The organism is Streptomyces sp. CBMA123, assembly GCF_014596465.1.
GTDB lineage: Bacteria > Actinomycetota > Actinomycetes > Streptomycetales > Streptomycetaceae > Kitasatospora.
The window spans coordinates 1-16,432 of sequence record NZ_MECK01000108.1 but is presented as its reverse complement, the minus strand read 5'-3'; the positions used below and the strand labels follow the sequence as shown (position 1 = coordinate 16,432).

Annotated in this window: 13 protein-coding genes and 2 tRNA genes; 5 read left to right on the top strand and 10 right to left on the bottom strand. The window is 71.7% G+C overall.

The features are described from left to right. Positions 1-230 precede the first annotated feature (230 nt). The gene (locus tag BG452_RS15015; protein ID WP_188304789.1) at positions 231-1,787 is read left to right on the top strand and encodes a chitinase; all 1,557 of its coding nucleotides are present in this window, start codon (positions 231-233) and stop codon (positions 1,785-1,787) included. Between the two features lie 24 nt (positions 1,788-1,811). On the opposite strand, the gene BG452_RS15010 is transcribed toward BG452_RS15015, so the two are convergent. Further along, positions 1,812-2,336 carry a hypothetical protein gene (locus tag BG452_RS15010; protein WP_188304788.1) on the bottom strand — a complete coding sequence of 175 codons (525 nt, stop codon included), beginning with the start codon at positions 2,334-2,336 and terminating at the stop codon, positions 1,812-1,814. Between the two features lie 322 nt (positions 2,337-2,658). Then, complete coding sequence (locus tag BG452_RS15005) at positions 2,659-5,298, bottom strand: valine--tRNA ligase (RefSeq protein WP_188304787.1); 2,640 nt, start codon at positions 5,296-5,298, stop codon at positions 2,659-2,661. Between the two features lie 190 nt (positions 5,299-5,488). Here BG452_RS15005 and BG452_RS15000 point away from each other — a divergent pair, with 190 nt between their 5' ends. Continuing rightward, complete coding sequence (locus tag BG452_RS15000) at positions 5,489-6,337, top strand: hypothetical protein (protein WP_188304786.1); 849 nt, start codon at positions 5,489-5,491, stop codon at positions 6,335-6,337. A 91-nt stretch (positions 6,338-6,428) separates the two neighbouring features. Beyond that, positions 6,429-7,208: a hypothetical protein gene (locus tag BG452_RS14995; protein WP_188304785.1), complete on the top strand. Its 780-nt coding sequence runs from the start codon at positions 6,429-6,431 to the stop codon at positions 7,206-7,208. 97 nt (positions 7,209-7,305) lie between these two features. Here BG452_RS14995 and clpX read toward each other — a convergent pair whose 3' ends face one another. From clpX to BG452_RS14970, 5 genes are all read right to left on the bottom strand, one after another. Beyond that, positions 7,306-8,595 carry an ATP-dependent Clp protease ATP-binding subunit ClpX gene (gene clpX, locus BG452_RS14990; RefSeq protein WP_063347569.1) on the bottom strand — a complete coding sequence of 430 codons (1,290 nt, stop codon included), beginning with the start codon at positions 8,593-8,595 and terminating at the stop codon, positions 7,306-7,308. 247 nt (positions 8,596-8,842) lie between these two features. Continuing rightward, positions 8,843-9,505 (bottom strand): ATP-dependent Clp protease proteolytic subunit, encoded by a 663-nt coding sequence (locus tag BG452_RS14985; protein WP_188304784.1) that lies wholly within the window; start codon positions 9,503-9,505, stop codon positions 8,843-8,845. A gap of 56 nt (positions 9,506-9,561) precedes the next feature. Further along, entirely contained in the window at positions 9,562-10,179 is a 618-nt protein-coding gene (locus BG452_RS14980) for an ATP-dependent Clp protease proteolytic subunit (protein WP_380613737.1), read from the bottom strand. 270 nt (positions 10,180-10,449) lie between these two features. After that, entirely contained in the window at positions 10,450-11,838 is a 1,389-nt protein-coding gene (gene tig / locus BG452_RS14975; protein WP_188304783.1) for a trigger factor, read from the bottom strand. A 294-nt stretch (positions 11,839-12,132) separates the two neighbouring features. Further along, positions 12,133-12,206: transfer RNA gene (locus BG452_RS14970), tRNA-Pro, on the bottom strand. 170 nt (positions 12,207-12,376) lie between these two features. On the opposite strand from BG452_RS14970, the gene BG452_RS14965 reads away from it, so the two are divergent. Next, positions 12,377-12,447: transfer RNA gene (locus BG452_RS14965), tRNA-Gly, on the top strand. Between the two features lie 68 nt (positions 12,448-12,515). On the opposite strand, the gene BG452_RS14960 is transcribed toward BG452_RS14965, so the two are convergent. Continuing rightward, the gene (locus BG452_RS14960; protein ID WP_188304782.1) at positions 12,516-13,073 is read right to left on the bottom strand and encodes a hypothetical protein; all 558 of its coding nucleotides are present in this window, start codon (positions 13,071-13,073) and stop codon (positions 12,516-12,518) included. Between the two features lie 190 nt (positions 13,074-13,263). Between BG452_RS14960 and BG452_RS14955 the strand changes: the two genes are divergently transcribed. Further along, positions 13,264-14,055 (top strand): DUF6348 family protein, encoded by a 792-nt coding sequence (locus BG452_RS14955; RefSeq protein WP_188304781.1) that lies wholly within the window; start codon positions 13,264-13,266, stop codon positions 14,053-14,055. 33 nt (positions 14,056-14,088) lie between these two features. Here BG452_RS14955 and BG452_RS14950 read toward each other — a convergent pair whose 3' ends face one another. Next, the gene (locus tag BG452_RS14950; protein ID WP_188304780.1) at positions 14,089-14,286 is read right to left on the bottom strand and encodes a hypothetical protein; all 198 of its coding nucleotides are present in this window, start codon (positions 14,284-14,286) and stop codon (positions 14,089-14,091) included. A gap of 788 nt (positions 14,287-15,074) precedes the next feature. Then, complete coding sequence (locus BG452_RS14945) at positions 15,075-16,301, bottom strand: PP2C family protein-serine/threonine phosphatase (RefSeq protein WP_188304779.1); 1,227 nt, start codon at positions 16,299-16,301, stop codon at positions 15,075-15,077. Positions 16,302-16,432 lie beyond the last annotated feature (131 nt).

Below are 16,432 nucleotides of genomic sequence, written 5' to 3'. Positions count from 1 at the left end.
TGACCGCCGCACTGGCCGGCGCGGCGGCCGGGCAGGGCACGGCCGAGGCGGTGCCGCTGGCCGCGTAGGGCCTCTTGACAGCCGGATTGGTCTACTCCACCTTGTGAGGCAAGTCTCCTTTCCCGACAGGGACTTGAGTTGTCGGTAGCTCCCGCACGCGCACCATCGACACCCCGGACGGCACTGCCCCCACCCAGGGCCGCCGGGCCTCCCCCACTGGAGATGGAGTCATGCCACCTGCCCGACACCGGCGCCCGCGCGCCGTCCACTCCCTGCTCGCCGGAGCGAGCGCCGTCGTCCTCGGCCTCGGCGGGCTCATCCTGGCCGACGGCACCGGCGCGCACGCCGCCGGCACCGACCTGATCACCAACGGCGGCTTCGAGACCGGCAGCCTCACCGGCTGGACCTGCGGCGAGGCCGGCGTCCAGAGCGCCACCGCGCACTCCGGCCGGTACGCCCTGCAGTCCACCCCGGGCGCGGGCGACACCGGCGAGTGCACCCAGACCGTCGCCGTGCTGCCCTCCTCCACGTACACGCTGAGCGCCTGGGTGCAGGGCTCGTACGTCTACCTGGGCGCGCGCGGCACCGGCGGCACCGACCCGAGCACCTGGACCAGCTCGGCGGGCTGGGCCCAGCTCGGCACCGGCTTCACCACCGGCCCGAACACCACCAGCGTCACGGTCTACCTGCACGGCTGGTACGGGCAGCCGCCCTTCCTCGCCGACGACGTCGCACTGCTCGGGCCCGGCGGGCCGCAGCCCTCGCCGAGCCCGACCGGCCCGGCCTCCCCGAGCCCCGGCCCGACGGCCACCGGCAGCCCCTCCCCCACCGGCAGCGGCAGCACCGGCCCGACCGGCACGCCCACCAGCACGCCCACCGGCCGGCCGCCCGGCCTGCCCAAGCACGTCCTCACCGGCTACTGGCAGGACTTCGACAACGGCGCCACCGTGCAGCGGATCAGCGACGTCCCGGACGCCTACGACATCATCGCGGTCTCCTTCGCCGACGCCACCGCCACCCGCGGCGGCCTGGGCTTCACCCTCGACCCCGCGCTGTCCGCCAAGCTCGGCGGCTACACCGACGCCCAGTTCAAGGCCGACATCGCGGCCAAGCGGGCGGCCGGGAAGCGGGTGGTGCTCTCCATCGGCGGCCAGAACGGCACGGTCTGGGTGGGCGACTCGGCCTCCGCCGCCACCTTCGCCGACACCGCCTGGGCGCTGATGCGGAGCTACGGCTTCGACGGGATCGACATCGACCTGGAGAACGGCGTCAGCTCCACGTACCTAGGCCAGGCACTGCATTCCCTGGCGGCGAGGGCCGGCAGCGGATTCACCCTCACCATGGCGCCCCAGACCATCGACATGCAGTCCACCGGCACGGAGTACTTCAAGCTGGCGCTGGCTGTGAAGGACATCCTCACCATCGTCAACATGCAGTACTACAACTCCGGCACGATGAACGGCTGCGACGGCAACGTCTACTCGCAGGGCACCGAGAACTTCCTCACCGGGCTGGCCTGCATCCAACTCAAGGGCGGGCTGCGGCCCGACCAGGTGGGCCTCGGGGTGCCGGCCTCCACCAGCGCGGCGGGCGGCGGCTACGTCGACCCGGCCACGGTGAACAACGCGCTGGACTGCCTGGCCTCCGGCACCCACTGCGGCAGCTACCAGCCGGACGCCAGGTGGCCCGGCATCGGCGGGGCGATGACCTGGTCGACCAACTGGGACGCCCGGGCGGGCAACCCCGTCGCCGGCACCATCGGCGGCCACCTGCACGCCATGCCGTGACCGGACGGGCTCCGGGCCGGGTCGTCAGACCCCGGCCCGGGCCTCCGGGAGGTGCACGGCCCCGCCGTGCCGGCGGCGCAACTCGGCGATGATCTCGGCCAGTTCGCCCTCGGGCAGCAGCGGCAGCATCATCGCCACGCCCTGCAGCAGACCACCGAGCAGGTAGGTGGTGTCCGCCGTCGCCGCGACCAGGCCGCGGACCTCGGCCACCCGGCCGTCCGCGACCGCCTCGATCAGCTGGGCGGCGTTCGCGGTCTCCTCGTCCACCTCGACGGCGGCGGTGTCCTCCGGGGCCCGCCGGGCCATCGCCCGCAGCACCCGGTCGCCGACCTCGGCGGCGTACGCCTTGCGGACGGCCTCGGCAGCGATCCAGGTGAGCAGGGTGGTCACCTCCCGCTCGGCGTTCTCCGCGAGCAGCAGATCCAGCTCGTGGTCGAACGCGAGCTGGTTTCCGTGCCGGAAGGCGAGCAGCAGCGTCGCCGCCCTGGCCTTGGCCTCCTCGACCGCCTCGGCAGGCAGTTCCTGGGCCAACTCCTCGGTCACCACCACGCCGTGCCCTCCCGTCCGTCGCTCAGCAGGAACGCTCAGCAGAAACAGCTTCGGAAACTCCGTGCACACCGTACACATCCGACCTGGAAACTTCCGCGAACGCGCGCGGGCAAGACCGGAATCAATTCGCTCGGAATAGGACCTCACCCGGTCCGGGATGAATATTCGCCGGAAGGGAGCAATGTTGCTGCTCTATTAGGCGTAGCGGCTTCCCTATTGGCCGAAGGGGCCGACGGGGCCGAAGGGGCCGGCGGGCCGGGAAACGCCGAGGGGCCGCACTCCGCGCGTCGCGGGGTGCGGCCCCTCCTGGGGCGATCCGGGCTCAGCCCTGCGGCAGCGCCGCGAGCTGGGCGGTGATCCGGGCGATGTCGGCCTCGGCGGCCTCCTGGCGACCGCGGATCTTGGCGACCACCTCGTCCGGCGCCTTGGCCAGGAAGGCCTCGTTGCCGAGCTTGGCGGTGGTCTGGGCCTTCTCCTTCTCGGCGGCCGCGAGGTCCTTGGCGAGGCGCTTGCGCTCCGCCGCGACGTCGATGGTGCCGGAGAGGTCCAGTGCGACGGTGGCGCCGGCCACCGGCAGCGAGGCGGTAGCCGCGAAGCCCTCGTCCGGCACGGTCAGCCGCAGCAGCGAGCGGATGGCGTCCTCGTGGACGGCCAGCACGGTGCCGGCCAGCTCCAGCTGGGCCGGGACGCGCTGGGCGGGCTGCAGGCCCTGGTCCGAGCGGAACCGGCGGACCTCGGTGACCACCTGCTGCAGCGTGGCGATCTCCGACTCGGCGGCCGCGTCGCGGTAGCCGCTGTCCTTCGGCCACTCGGTGACGACCAGCGACTCGGCGCCGGTGAGCGCCGTCCAGAGCGCCTCGGTGACGAACGGGACGACCGGGTGGAGCAGCCGCAGGGTGACGTCCAGGACCTCGCCGAGCACCCGGCGCGAGGCGTCGGCCTGGGCGCCGCCCTTGGCCAGGGTGGTCTTGGAGAGCTCGACGTACCAGTCGAAGACCTCGTCCCAGGCGAAGTGGTACAGCGCGTCCGAGACCTTGGCGAACTCGTAGTCGTCGTACAGCGCGTCCACCTCGGCGACGGTGGCGTTCAGCCGCGCCAGGATCCAGCGGTCGACCGCGGTCAGCTCCTCCGGCGCGGGCAGCGGGCCCTCGACGGTGGCGCCGTTCATCAGCGCGAAGCGGGTGGCGTTCCAGATCTTGTTGCAGAAGTTGCGCGAGCCCTTGACCCAGTCCTCGCCGATCGGCACGTCGGCGCCCGGGTTGGCGCCGCGGGCCAGGGTGAAGCGGACGGCGTCGGCGCCGTAGGCGTCCATCCAGTCCAGCGGGTCCACGGCGGTGCCGGAGGACTTCGACATCTTCTTGCCGAACTCGTCGCGCACCAGACCGGTCAGCGCGACGGTCTTGAACGGCGCCTCGCCGTCCATCGCGTACAGGCCGAACATCATCATCCGGGCGACCCAGAAGAAGATGATGTCGTGGCCCGTCACCAGGACGTCGGTCGGGTAGAACTTCTCCAGGTCGGCGGTCTTCTCCGGCCAGCCGAGCGTGGAGAACGGCCACAGGCCGGAGGAGAACCAGGTGTCCAGGACGTCCGGGTCCTGGACCCAGCCCTCGCCGGTCGGCGGCTGCTCGTCCGGTCCGACGCAGACGACCTCGCCGTCGGGGCCGTACCAGACCGGGATCCGGTGGCCCCACCAGAGCTGGCGCGAGATGCACCAGTCGTACATGTTGTCGACCCAGTCGAAGTAGCGGCGCTCCAGCTCCTTCGGGTGGATCTCCACCTTGCCGTCGCGGACGGCGTCGCCGGCAGCCTTGGCCAGCGGCTCGACCTTGACCCACCACTGCAGCGACAGCCGCGGCTCGACCACCGTGTGGCAGCGCGAGCAGTGGCCGACGGCGTGCATGTACGGGCGCTTCTCGGCGACGATCCGGCCCTGCTCGCGCAGTGCGCCGACGACGGCCGAGCGGGCCTCCATCCGGTCCAGGCCGAGGAAGGGGCCGTGCACGGTGATCGCGCCGCGCTCGTCCATCACGGTCAGGTTCGGCAGGCCGTGGCGCTGGCCGATGGCGAAGTCGTTGGGGTCGTGCGCGGGCGTCACCTTGACGGCGCCGGTGCCGAACTCCGGGTCGACGTGCTCGTCCGCGACGACCGGGATCTCCCGGTCGGTCAGCGGCAGCTTGATGGTCCGGCCGACCAGGTGCCGGTACCGCTCGTCGTCCGGGTGGACGGCCACGGCGGTGTCGCCCAGCATCGTCTCGGCCCGGGTGGTGGCGACGACGATCGAGTCCGCGCCCTCGCCGTAGCGGATCGAGACCAGCTCGCCCGGCGTCTCCTCGTGCTCCACCTCGATGTCGGACAGCGCGGTGAGGCAGCGCGGGCACCAGTTGATGATGCGCTCGGCGCGGTAGATCAGGCCGTCGTCGAACAGCCGCTTGAAGATGGTCTGGACGGCCTGGGACAGGCCCTCGTCCATGGTGAAGCGCTCGCGGGACCAGTCCACGCCGTCGCCGAGGCGGCGCATCTGGCCGAGGATGCGGCCGCCGTAGCTCTTCTTCCAGTCCCAGACCTTCTCGACGAAGGCCTCGCGGCCCAGGTCGTGGCGGGAGAGGCCGGACTCGGCGAGCTGCTGCTCGACCTTGTTCTGGGTCGCGATGCCGGCGTGGTCCATGCCGGGCAGCCAGAGCGTCTCGAAGCCCTGCATGCGCTTGCGGCGGGTCAGGGCGTCCATCAGCGTGTGCTGGAAGGCGTGCCCCAGGTGCAGGGCACCGGTGACGTTCGGCGGGGGGATGACGATCGTGTACGCGGGCTTGTCGCTCGTCGCGTCCGCGGTGAAGTACCCGCGGTCCACCCAGCGCTCGTACAGCTCGCCCTCTACGTCCGCGGGGGTGTAGGTCGTCGGGAGGGTTGCCGCATCGTCCCCGGCAAAGGTGCTCACGGGGTGCTGGTTCGTCGTGTCGGTCACGACGCACAGTTTACGTAACCGGGGGCGCTGGTCACGAACCGCTTTCGGTCCGCGGGCTCGGCCCGTCCGGACGCTCCCACGACGTGCGGCGTGCGGTAGCGTGCCCGGGCACTCGTCCGGGTGACCGGACGTGTACGGAGCCAGCCAAACCAAGATCGGCCGCGGGTGCGGCGGGGGAGCACGAGGACAGATGTACGGCCAGGGACAGCAGTATCCGCAGGGTCAGCCGTATCCGCAGGGACAGCCCTACGGGGGCCAGCCGCCCTACGGCGGGCAGCCGCCGCAGCAGCCCTACGGCGCGCCGCAGCCGCAGTACGGGTACCCGCCCCAGCAGCAGCCCTACGGAGCCCCGCAGCCCCAGTACGGCGCGCCGCCGCAGGGCCCGTACGGCCAGCCCGGCTACCCGGCCCCGCCGCGGAAGGGCAAGGGCGGACTGGTGATCGGCCTGGTCATCGGCGCCCTGGTGCTCGGCGGCGGCGGTTTCGCCGCCTGGAAGTTCCTCGGCGGCGGCAGCGACGCCGGCGGCCAGTACAAGCTCACCGCCCCGCAGACGCTGCTGGACGGCTACGTCCAGAAGTCGGCGAAGGACGAGGCCGCCGACATGAGCAAGCCCGACGTCGCGAAGCTCGGCAAGGACCTGCACGCGCTGGTGGCCAGCTACGGCAAGGGCACCGACGTCAAGAACATGGACTCGCTGTCGGTCATCGGCGTCTACGGGGACATCAACGACCCGGACCAGATCGTCTCGGACAGCAAGAAGGACAGCGGCGGGCTCACCTGGACCACGCCGATGACCGACTACCCGGCGAAGGACAGCCACGCCTCCGCGGGCAAGCTCAGCTGCGGCGTGGCCAGCGTCATCGCCGGCAAGCCCGGCCCGACGGTCTGCGTGTGGGCCGACAAGTCCACCTTCGGCCGGGTCACCTTCACCCACCTCAGCCTGAGCACCACCGGCGGCGACACCGGCCAGGGCGTCACCCCGGACCAGGCGGCGGAGAAGACCCGCGCCATCCGCGACGCCATGAAGGTCGCCAAGTAGTCCGGGCGCACGCCCGGGGCCTCCTGCCGCACCACCCCACCGCCGGAGCATCCGGCGGCATCCACGCGTGACGTCCCAGAAAGGGCCTCGCATGTCCGATCAGAACCCGTACGGGCAACCGCCGCAGCCCGGGTACCCGGCGACGCCGCCGCCGGCCGCCCCCGGCTACGACGGTGTCCCCCCGCAGACCCCGCCGCCCGGCTACCCCGCGCCCGCCGGACCGGAGGCCGCGGGCTACCCGGGCTACGGCGGGTACGCGCCGGTGCCGCCGCCGCGCAAGTCGCGCCGGACGCTGTGGATCGTGCTCGGGACCGTCGCCGCCGTCATCCTGCTGGGCGGCGGCACGCTGGCGTACTTCGTCTGGAACGCGACCAGCAACGCGGGCACCCAGAAGATCGTCCTGCCGGCCACCTTCAAGGACCTCAGTCGCAACGACGACAGCGAGGTCACCTCCGCCATGGAGAAGGCGATGACCGACAGCCTCGGTCAGGGTGACGGCAACTGGAAGCCGACCGGCGTGGCCGGGATGTACCAGAACGCCCAGTCGGACCCGCAGATACTCGTCGCCGGGGCCTACGGCAAGGTCCTGCTGCCCAAGCAGGAGCTGGACCAGGCCTTCAACGGGGTCGGCGGCAAGGGCGGCGCCACGGTCACCGACCGGCACACGGTGGACGCGGGCCCCAAGGGCGGCACCATGGAGTGCGGCGTGATGACCGAGAGCGACAGCAAGGTCGGCATGTGCGCCTGGGCCGACAGCAGCAGCCTGGTCATCGTGATGCAGATGCCGGGCGACGGCGGCGGCCAGCCCGACCTGGACAAGCTCGCCTCCGACACCCGCGACCTGCGCGCGGTGGCCGAGGTCGCCAAGTAGGTCGCGCGGCAGGGCCGTCCGGTCCGCCGACACGAAGGGGCCCCGCACCGATCCGGTGCGGGGCCCCTTTCGTACGTCCTCGGTAACCGCCGTCGGGTCAGGCGCTCTTCTCGCGACGCTCGCGCTTGATCATGTCGCGCGGGACGAGGGTCGGGATGGCGTGCTTGGAGACGACGTCCCCGGTGACCACCACGCGGGCGACGTCCTGACGCGAGGGCACCTCGTACATCACGGACATCAGCACCTCCTCCATGATGGCCCGCAGACCGCGCGCGCCGGTGCCGCGCAGGATCGCCTGGTCGGCGATCGCCTCCAGCGCGTCCCGGGAGAACTCCAGCTCCACGCCGTCCAGTTCGAAGAGCTTGCGGTACTGCTTCACCAGCGCGTTCTTCGGCTCGGTGAGGATCTGCAGCAGCGCCTCGCGGTCGAGGTTGTGCACGCTGGTGATCACCGGCAGGCGGCCGATGAACTCGGGGATCATGCCGAACTTCACCAGGTCCTCGGGCATCACCTGGCGGAAGTGGTCGCTGGCGTCCGACTCGCGCTTGGAGCGGATGTTGGCGCCGAAGCCGATGCCCTTGGCACCCGCGCGGCCCTCGATGATCCGCTCCAGGCCGGCGAACGCGCCGCCGACGATGAACAGCACGTTGGTGGTGTCGATCTGGATGAACTCCTGGTGCGGGTGCTTGCGCCCGCCCTGCGGCGGCACCGAGGCGGTGGTGCCCTCCAGGATCTTCAGCAGCGCCTGCTGCACGCCCTCGCCGGAGACGTCACGGGTGATCGACGGGTTCTCGCTCTTGCGCGCGACCTTGTCGATCTCGTCGATGTAGATGATCCCGGTCTCGGCCTTCTTGACGTCGTAGTCGGCCGCCTGGATCAGCTTGAGCAGGATGTTCTCGACGTCCTCGCCGACGTAGCCGGCCTCGGTCAGCGCGGTGGCGTCCGCGATCGCGAAGGGCACGTTCAGCATCCGGGCCAGGGTCTGCGCCAGCAGGGTCTTGCCGGAGCCGGTGGGGCCCAGCAGCAGGATGTTCGACTTGGCCAGCTCGATCGCGTCCTCGCGGCCGTTGCCGCCGCTACGACCGGCCTCGCCCGCCTGGACGCGCTTGTAGTGGTTGTAGACGGCCACCGACAGCGCCTTCTTGGCGAGGTCCTGGCCGACCACGTACTGGTCCAGGAACTCGTAGATCTCGCGCGGCTTCGGGAGCTCCTCGAAGCGGACCTCGGAGGTCTCGGCGAGTTCCTCCTCGATGATCTCGTTGCACAGGTCGATGCACTCGTCGCAGATGTACACGCCTGGGCCGGCGATCAGCTTCTTCACCTGCTTCTGCGACTTGCCGCAGAACGAGCACTTGAGCAGGTCGCCACCGTCTCCGATGCGTGCCACGAGGTGCTTCCCCTTCGCCAGGGGCCCCGCAGGGGTTCCGGGGCCTGGTGCTGTGGACCGTCCGCGCCGACGGCGCTCGGTCTCGCTATCCGACGGTACTCTGCCGGGCCCGTGATTCCGTCCTCTTCGCCGGGTCTGCCCTACGCCCTGGGCGAATTGATACCGAACAGATGCCGTGACAGCGCCCGCCGACGAGTCGGGGCGGGGCGCGCGACCGGGCGCGCGCCCCGCCCCGACGGTGCCGTCCTCAGGAGGTCAGCGAGGTCTTGCGGGTGGAGATGATCTGGTCGACCAGGCCGTACTCGGCGGCCTCCTCGGCGGTCAGGATCTTGTCGCGCTCGATGTCCTCGCGCACCTGCTCCACCGACTTGTTGGAGTGCTTGGAGAGCATCTGCTCCAGCTGCTCACGCATCCGGAAGATCTCCTTGGCCTGGATCTCCAGGTCGGACACCTGGCCGCGGCCGGTCTCGGTGTACGGCTGGTGGATCAGGATGCGGGCGTTCGGCAGCGCCATCCGCTTGCCGGGGGTGCCGGCGGCGAGCAGCACGGCCGCGGCGGAAGCCGCCTGGCCCATGCAGACCGTGGTGATGTCCGGCTTGACGTACTGCATGGTGTCGTAGATGGCCGTCAGGGCCGTGAACGAGCCGCCGGGCGAGTTGATGTACATCTGGATCTCGCGGTCCGGGTCCATCGACTCCAGGCACAGCAGCTGCGCCATGATGTCGTTCGCCGAGACGTCGTCGACCTGCGAGCCGAGGAAGATGATGCGCTCCTCGAACAGCTTGGCGTACGGGTCGTACTCACGGATGCCCTGCGTGGTGCGCTCGACGAAGCGCGGGACGATGTAGCGGCCCTCGGCGCGCATGTCCTCGACGCGGGCCTCGGCGGCCGACAGGCTGGGGATGTTCATGGGGGTTCTTGTCCTCCGGGGCGTTGTGGCTGTGGTCTCGTGGGCCGGGCCGAGGCTCAGGCGCCCGTGCCGCCGCCGCCGGGGACGTCCGCGGCGCTGTGCATGATCGCGTCGATGAGGCCGTACTCCAGGGCCTCCTCCGGGGTGAACCAGCGGTCGCGGTCGGAGTCCCGGGTGATCTGCTCGAAGGACTGGCCGCTGTGGAAGGCGATCAGCTCGGACATCCGCTTCTTGGTGCGGAGCAGCTGCTCGGCCTGGATGCGGATGTCGGTGGCGGAGCCGCCGAGGCCCGCGGAGGGCTGGTGCATCAGGATGTTGGCGTTCGGCAGCGAGAAGCGCTTGCCCTTGGCGCCGGCGGTCAGCAGGAACTGGCCCATCGAGGCGGCCATGCCCATCGCGATGGTGACGACGTCGTTCTTGATGTACTGCATGGTGTCGTAGATCGCCATGCCCGCCGAGATCGAGCCGCCCGGGGAGTTGATGTAGAGGAAGATGTCCTTGTCCGGGTCCGCGGCCAGCAGCAGCAGCTGCGCGGTGATCTTGTTGGCGATGTCATCGTCGACCTGCTGGCCGAGGAAGATGATCCGCTCGCCCAGCAGCCGGTTGTAGACCTGGTCGCCAAGGCCGCCGAGCACGTCACCAGCGGCGGCGTGCGGCGCCATCGGGCCAGGCATCTGCATCTGCGGGAACGTCACTTAGCCACCTGCTCAGTCGATTTGGAGGGCCGCTCGACGGCCTTCACGGTGTCGCACAGCTTCCGGGTATCACGTTGTGATTGTTGCTGTCCAAGGACCCTAACGCGCAGGCCCGGCCACAGAATCCCTCACGCAGAACTGTTCGCTGTGAGCGCAGGGTCGCGGGGCGCGTGCGGGGGGACGACAGCGGGCCCGGACACCGTACGGCGTCCGGGCCCGCTGCTGCGCCTCAGGGGGCTACCGGGGCACTCAGGCCTCGGTGCTCTCCTCGGCCTTGTCCTCGGCGGCGGCCTCGACGGTCTCGGCCGTCTCGTCCTCGTCGTCGAAGTTGATCTCGTTGCCCTCGGTGTCGACGACCTTGGCGGCCTCGACCACGGTGGCCAGCGCCTTGCCGCGGGCGACCTCGCCGACCAGCAGCGGAACCTGGCCGCCCTGGACGACCTGCTGGGCGAACTGGTCCGGGGTCAGGCCCGAACCGGCAGCGCGGCGGATGAGGTGCTCGGTGAGCTCCTCCTGGTTAACACCCAGCTCCTCGTTGGCGACGATCTGGTCCAGGACGAACTGGGTCTTGATGCCCTTCTTCGCCTGCTCCTCGATCTCCGCGTCCCACTCCTCGCGGGTCTTGCCCTGGGTCTCCAGGTAGGCGTCGAGGTCCAGGCCCATCGGCTCGAGCTGGTGGTGCTCGACGTTGTGCTTGCGGGTCTCGATCTCGTCCTTCAGGAGCTTCTCGGGGTACTCGATCTCAACCAGCGCGAGCAGGGCGTCGAGGACCTTCTCCTGGGCCTGGGTGGCCTGGTCGTACTCCTTCATGCGCTCCAGGCGCTTGCGGGAGTCGGCACGCAGGTCCTCCAGGGTGTCGAACTCGCTGGCCAGCTGGGCGAACTCGTCGTCCAGCTCCGGCAGCTCCTTCTCCTGGACGGCCGTGACGGTGACGGTGACCTCGGAGGTCTTGCCGGCCTGGGTGCCACCCTTGAGCTCGGTCTCGAAGGTCTTCTCGTCGCCGGCGGACAGGCCGGTCACGGCCTCGTCGATGCCGTCGATGAGGCGGCCCGAGCCGATCTCGTAGCTGACGCCGCTGGCGGTGCCGTCGTCCGGCACCTCACCGTCGACCTTGGCGATCAGGTCGACGACCACGATGTCGCCGGCGGCCGCGGCGCGCTCGACGTCCTTGACCGAGGAGAAGCGCTCGCGCAGCTGCTCCAGCGACTTCTCGATGTCCTCGTCGGAGACGGCGATCGGGTCGACGGTCACCTCGATGGAGCTGAACTCCGGCAGGGTGACCTCGGGACGGATGTCCACCTCGGCGGTGAACTTCAGGTCGCCACCATCGGCGATCGTCTCGACACCCTCGATGTTGGTGATGTCGGGCTGCCCGAGAACCTCGATCTTGCCCTCGTCGACGGCCTGCGTGTAGAAGCGCGGCAGGGCGTCGTTGACGGCCTCTTCCAGCACGGCACCACGGCCGAAACGCTGGTCGATGACGCGAGCCGGGATCTTGCCCTTACGGAAGCCCGGAACCGTGACCTGCTGGTTGATCTTCTTGTACGCCGCGTCGAGGCTGGGCTTGAGCTCCTCGAAGGGCACCTCGACGGTGAGTCGAACCCGGGTCGGGTTCAGAGTCTCGACGGCGCTCTTCACGGTTTGGTCTCCTATGGCTTGCGGTCAGGTTGTCTCCGCCCGCCCCGCACGCCCGGCCGGAGCCGGAACGAGTGGGTCGGACGAGACGGGCGATGGGCGGTTGGAGCTGCATCTCCCGTGTGGGTGGACGGTGAGCTTGACTCCTCGCCCTCGTGCGGTTGACCTGGGTTGACGCCACAGGGACTACCGCCAGCGCCCCATCCTACCGGTACCACGAAAGGCGGACGCCAGGCGCCACCGTACCGCCCGAACAGAACAGGGCCCCGCCCCGGTGGGCGAGACCCTGCCGCACTGTCGGGGTGGCCGGATTCGAACCGACGGCCTTCCGCTCCCAAAGCGGACGCGCTACCAAACTGCGCCACACCCCGTGGTGCCGAGAGGAAGCGTACACGCCGGGCCTGTACGGCTCGTCGACTTATTCGGGGCGCGACCGGAGCACGGCGGAAGGGGGTGCGCGGGGAACGCGGTGTGCACGGAAGGGGCCGGACCAGGTACGCTGTCTCCCGAACTTCCGGCCGGCAACGGCTGGCGGCTTCGCGCGGGTGTAGCTCAATGGTAGAGCCCTAGTCTTCCAAACTAGTCACGCGAGTTCGATTCTCGTCACCCGCTCTTCCGGCCCGGCCCCGGTGCGCCCAGCGCACCGGGGCCGTCGGCGTTCCCGGGCCCCGCGCGGCCGTTCAGAGGCCCAGCCGAGCCGCCCGGGCGGCGGCCCGGTCGAGCAGCTGGTGGACGTCGCCCTCCCGGGTGGCGGGGCGGTCGTTGAACTCGTCCGGGGAGCGCGCCGGGCGGCCGGTGGCGTGCAGCACCTCCATCAGCTGGACCCGGCCGGTGCGCACGGTCGCCGGGGTGCCGTAGCCGTACGCCAGGACGGCGGCCTGGGCGCCGAGCAGGCAGACCCGGCCGGCCCCGTCCCACATCGCGCCCTGCAGCCAGCCGTGGGCGCCGATGTAGCGGGAGGCCAGCCGCAGGTGGTCCGCGGCGGTGACCGGGACGGGCCGGGCGGGGCGGCGCAGGGCCCGGTCGAGCAGCGTGGCCCGGGGCTCCGGGTGGCCGGCGTGCCAGGGGCGCAGGGTGCTGCCGTACCGGCAGACGTACGGCCCGAGGGTGCGCGCGGGGGCGGGCAGCGAGGCGAGGTAGGCCTCGATCTCGGCGACCAGGCCGGAGCCGTCCGGGCCGGCCGGCAGCCCGGGGAGCAGGAGCGGGTACGGCGGCGGGGGCGTGTCGGTGCGGGGCATGCGGCTTCTCCGGGCGGTCGGCCTTCGGGTTCCGCTCCCCAAAGTGGGGCATTTCAGACATTTCCGCGACCGCAGGACCGGGGCGTCCGCGCGGTTTCCCGCACGGCGGTCGGGCCGATAGCCTCGGCGGCGTTCGAGCGCAGTTCGAGCGCGACCTCAGGCGCCGCGCTCCCGAGGTGGAGGAGTCCCGGTGCGTCCGCAGGAGCGACTGGCCGTCATACAGCGCTGTGTGGTCCTGGAGATGGCGCGGCTGGGCCAGGACTTCCATCCGGACGGCGAGGTGGTGCGCGGTCCGGGCAGCACGGCGGTGGCGGTGCGCGAGCACCCCGGGGACGACGGCGCCGGGCACGTGGACCTCGGCTTCGTGCTGCACCTGGGCCGGGCGGACGCACCGGTGGTGTGGGACTGCGCGGCCGGCCTCGGCAAGACCGAGGAGGAGAAGCTCGCGAACGCGGTGAAGATGTGGGCGACCACCACCGCCTCGGTGCTGGTCGAACTGGCGGACGGGCGCGGGATCCACGCCGACCGCCCGGACCTGCCCGAGCTCCCGGGCTGGCGGGCGGTGCAGGGGCCGGCGGCGGTGTTCGGCTTCGGCAACGAGCACCTGGCGGCCTGGCTCGCCGAGCACCGGGTGCTGTCGGCGCTGGCACCGGCGCTGCGCCGGGAGTTGACCGGAGCGGGACCGGTCGGGGTGAAGCTCTTCCTGGGCGGGAAGGCGGGCGACGACGTCGCCGAGGTCCGGGTGGGCGGCGAGGTGTCGGAGGCGGCCTCCGCGGCGCTGCGCGCGCTGGACTGGCCGCGCGGCGAACGGCTGTGCTGGGCGCGGCTGTTCGTGCTGCTGACGGCGGAGCGGGCAGCACCGGTCACGGCCGCGCCGACGGGTGCCGCGGCACCCGCACCGGTGCGTGCCCCGGCCCCGGCGGCGGCCCGCCCCCGGGGTCTGTTCGCTCGCTGGCGGGAAGCCAGACGGGCCGGCCGGTAGCCCCTGGCGGAGGGCACCCGTCGACCCGGCCGGTCAGCCGCCGGTGATGCTGGAGATGCTGTGCGCCAGGTTGGCCAGCAGGGAGTTGATCGAGGTCGCCATAGTGGTCTCGTGGAGCATGAAGCCGAACAGGGCGGCGACGATCGCGTGCGGGATCTTCAGCTGCTTGTTCCGGATGAAGATGATGCACAGGATCGCGAACAGGACCAGCGCGGAGACGGAGAGTGCCACCCGGACTCACTTCCTCGTTTCATAGCGTGGCGCCGCCGCCCGGCGGCACCTGCGAAGCCGGACCCCGGCCTGTCCGACGGTCCCGAGGCGGAATCGCGGACCGTCCGGCGCAGCGCCGGTGAGGGGGCCCGCGTCCAACCGCTGCCTGCCGTGCCGCACGTGTCGCCCCCAATCCCCCGAATCCTGAACAGTCCCGCCCGGACTCAGTGTGGTCGACCGTGCCGATTGCGTAAAGGTCTGACAGTCAGCCCAACGTCGACATCCTGCGATGCGAGACGAGTTTCCGCCGACCGGGACGATAGCGGAGCCGTTCTGACGAATCGTCGGCGGGGCGGTGCTGAGCGGCCGGGAAACGCCCGGGAGCGGGGAGCGGAAGCCGCTGATCCGGTCAGTCGACGGGGCGTCCGATATGGCTGAAGATCAGCTGCCAGGCTTGACAGAGGTGCCAGGGGCATGTGCTGACGAGCGCGGGGCGCGGGCGAGCCGCTGCGAGCAGCGGGCGACCACCCGCGAGCGGGCGAATGACCGCCCCGAGCCGAAGGGCCGCGCCGGTGCCGAAAGGGAGAAGGGCCCAGCCGCCGACGTAGGAGGTGGCGCAGCGCCCGCCGACCGTCGGCACCGGGTCAAAGCGCCCCGGAGGCGAGCGGGCGAATAACCGCCCCGAGCCGAAGGGCCGCGCCGGTGCCGAAAGCGAGAAGGGCCCAGCCGCCGACGAAGGAGGTGGCGCAGCGCCCGCCGACCGTCGGCACCGGGTCGGAGCGGCCCGGAGGCGAGCGGGCGAACAACAGTCAGTCCCGCCAGAGCAGCAGGACGGCGCGGTCGTCGTTGATGTCCCGGGCCACCGTCTCGATCAGCGCGCCCGCCGCGCCCGCGCCGTTGCCCGGGGCGCCGCCGGGGACCAGCCGGTCGGCCTCCCCCATCAGCCGGTCCATGCCCTCGGTGAGGTCCCGGCCGGGCGCCTCGACCATGCCGTCGGTGCACAGCATCAGCACGTCGCCCCGGTTGAGCCGGCCGCGCACGCCGTCGAACTTGGCGCCGTCGTAGATCCCGAGCAGCGGGCCCTCGGCCTCCTTGATCTCCCAGCGCCCCTCGCCGGCCAGCCGCTGCATGCCGGGCAGGTGCCCGGCCGAGAGCAGTTCGTACTCGCCGCTGTCCAGGTCCAGCACCAGGTGGACGGCGGTGGCGAAGCCCTCCTCCCAGGACTGGCGCAGCAGGTAGCCGTTGGCGGCGGGCAGGAAGTCGTGCGCGGGCAGCGAGCCGACCAGGCCGCCGAAGGCGCCGGACAGCAGCAGCGCCCGGGAGCCCGCGTCCATGCCCTTGCCGGAGACGTCCGCGAGGACCACCTCCAGCAGCCGCTGGCCGGGGCCGGTGCGGGCGGCCACCACGAAGTCGCCGGAGAAGGACTGGCCGCCGGCCGGGCGCAGCGCCATGTCCGCGTGCCAGCCGGCCGGCAGCTCGGGCACCCGGCTCTGCACCCGCAGCCGCTCACGCAGGTCGAACAGCATGGTGGAGCCGCCCCACCAGGGGACGCCGACCCGGGCCCGGAACTGGGCCAGCAGCAGGCCGCCCACCCCGGCGGCGCCGACCACCAGGGCCGCGCCCGGGGTCACGCCGTAGACGTAGGCCGCCGGGTTCTCGCTGGCGACCCGCTGGCCGGTGTGGATCACGGACTCGGCGGACAGCCCGAGTGCGGCCAGCGCGTACAGCACGACCAGGCTGCCGGGGCGCAGCAGCAGGGCGCCGGCCAGGATCGGCAGGACCAGGGCGGTGGGCGGGGCCCAGTCGGGGATCCAGATGTTGAGCAGGATCATCAGCGGGACGAGCAGGGCCAGCGCGCAGAGCACCGGCCAGTCGGCGGCGCCGCCGCGGAAGTAGTCGACACCGGCCGTGCGCAGCCTTCGGCGGACCCGGCGGAGCCTCTTGCGCAGCCGGGCCGTCACGGGCTCGGACGCCTGGGCGGCGCCGGGCCTCGTCGCAGTCGTCTGGGGCGGTGCGCCCGGCGGTCTGCCAGCCATGGGGACCGACCCTATCCACGGGTGCGGCCCGGCGTCGACGGCCCGGGGGCGGGTGGCGCCGACGGCGCGCGGGCCGCTCAGCCGGTTTCGGCCGATCGAGCCGGTGGTGGGCGCGGCGTCAGGAGGCGTGC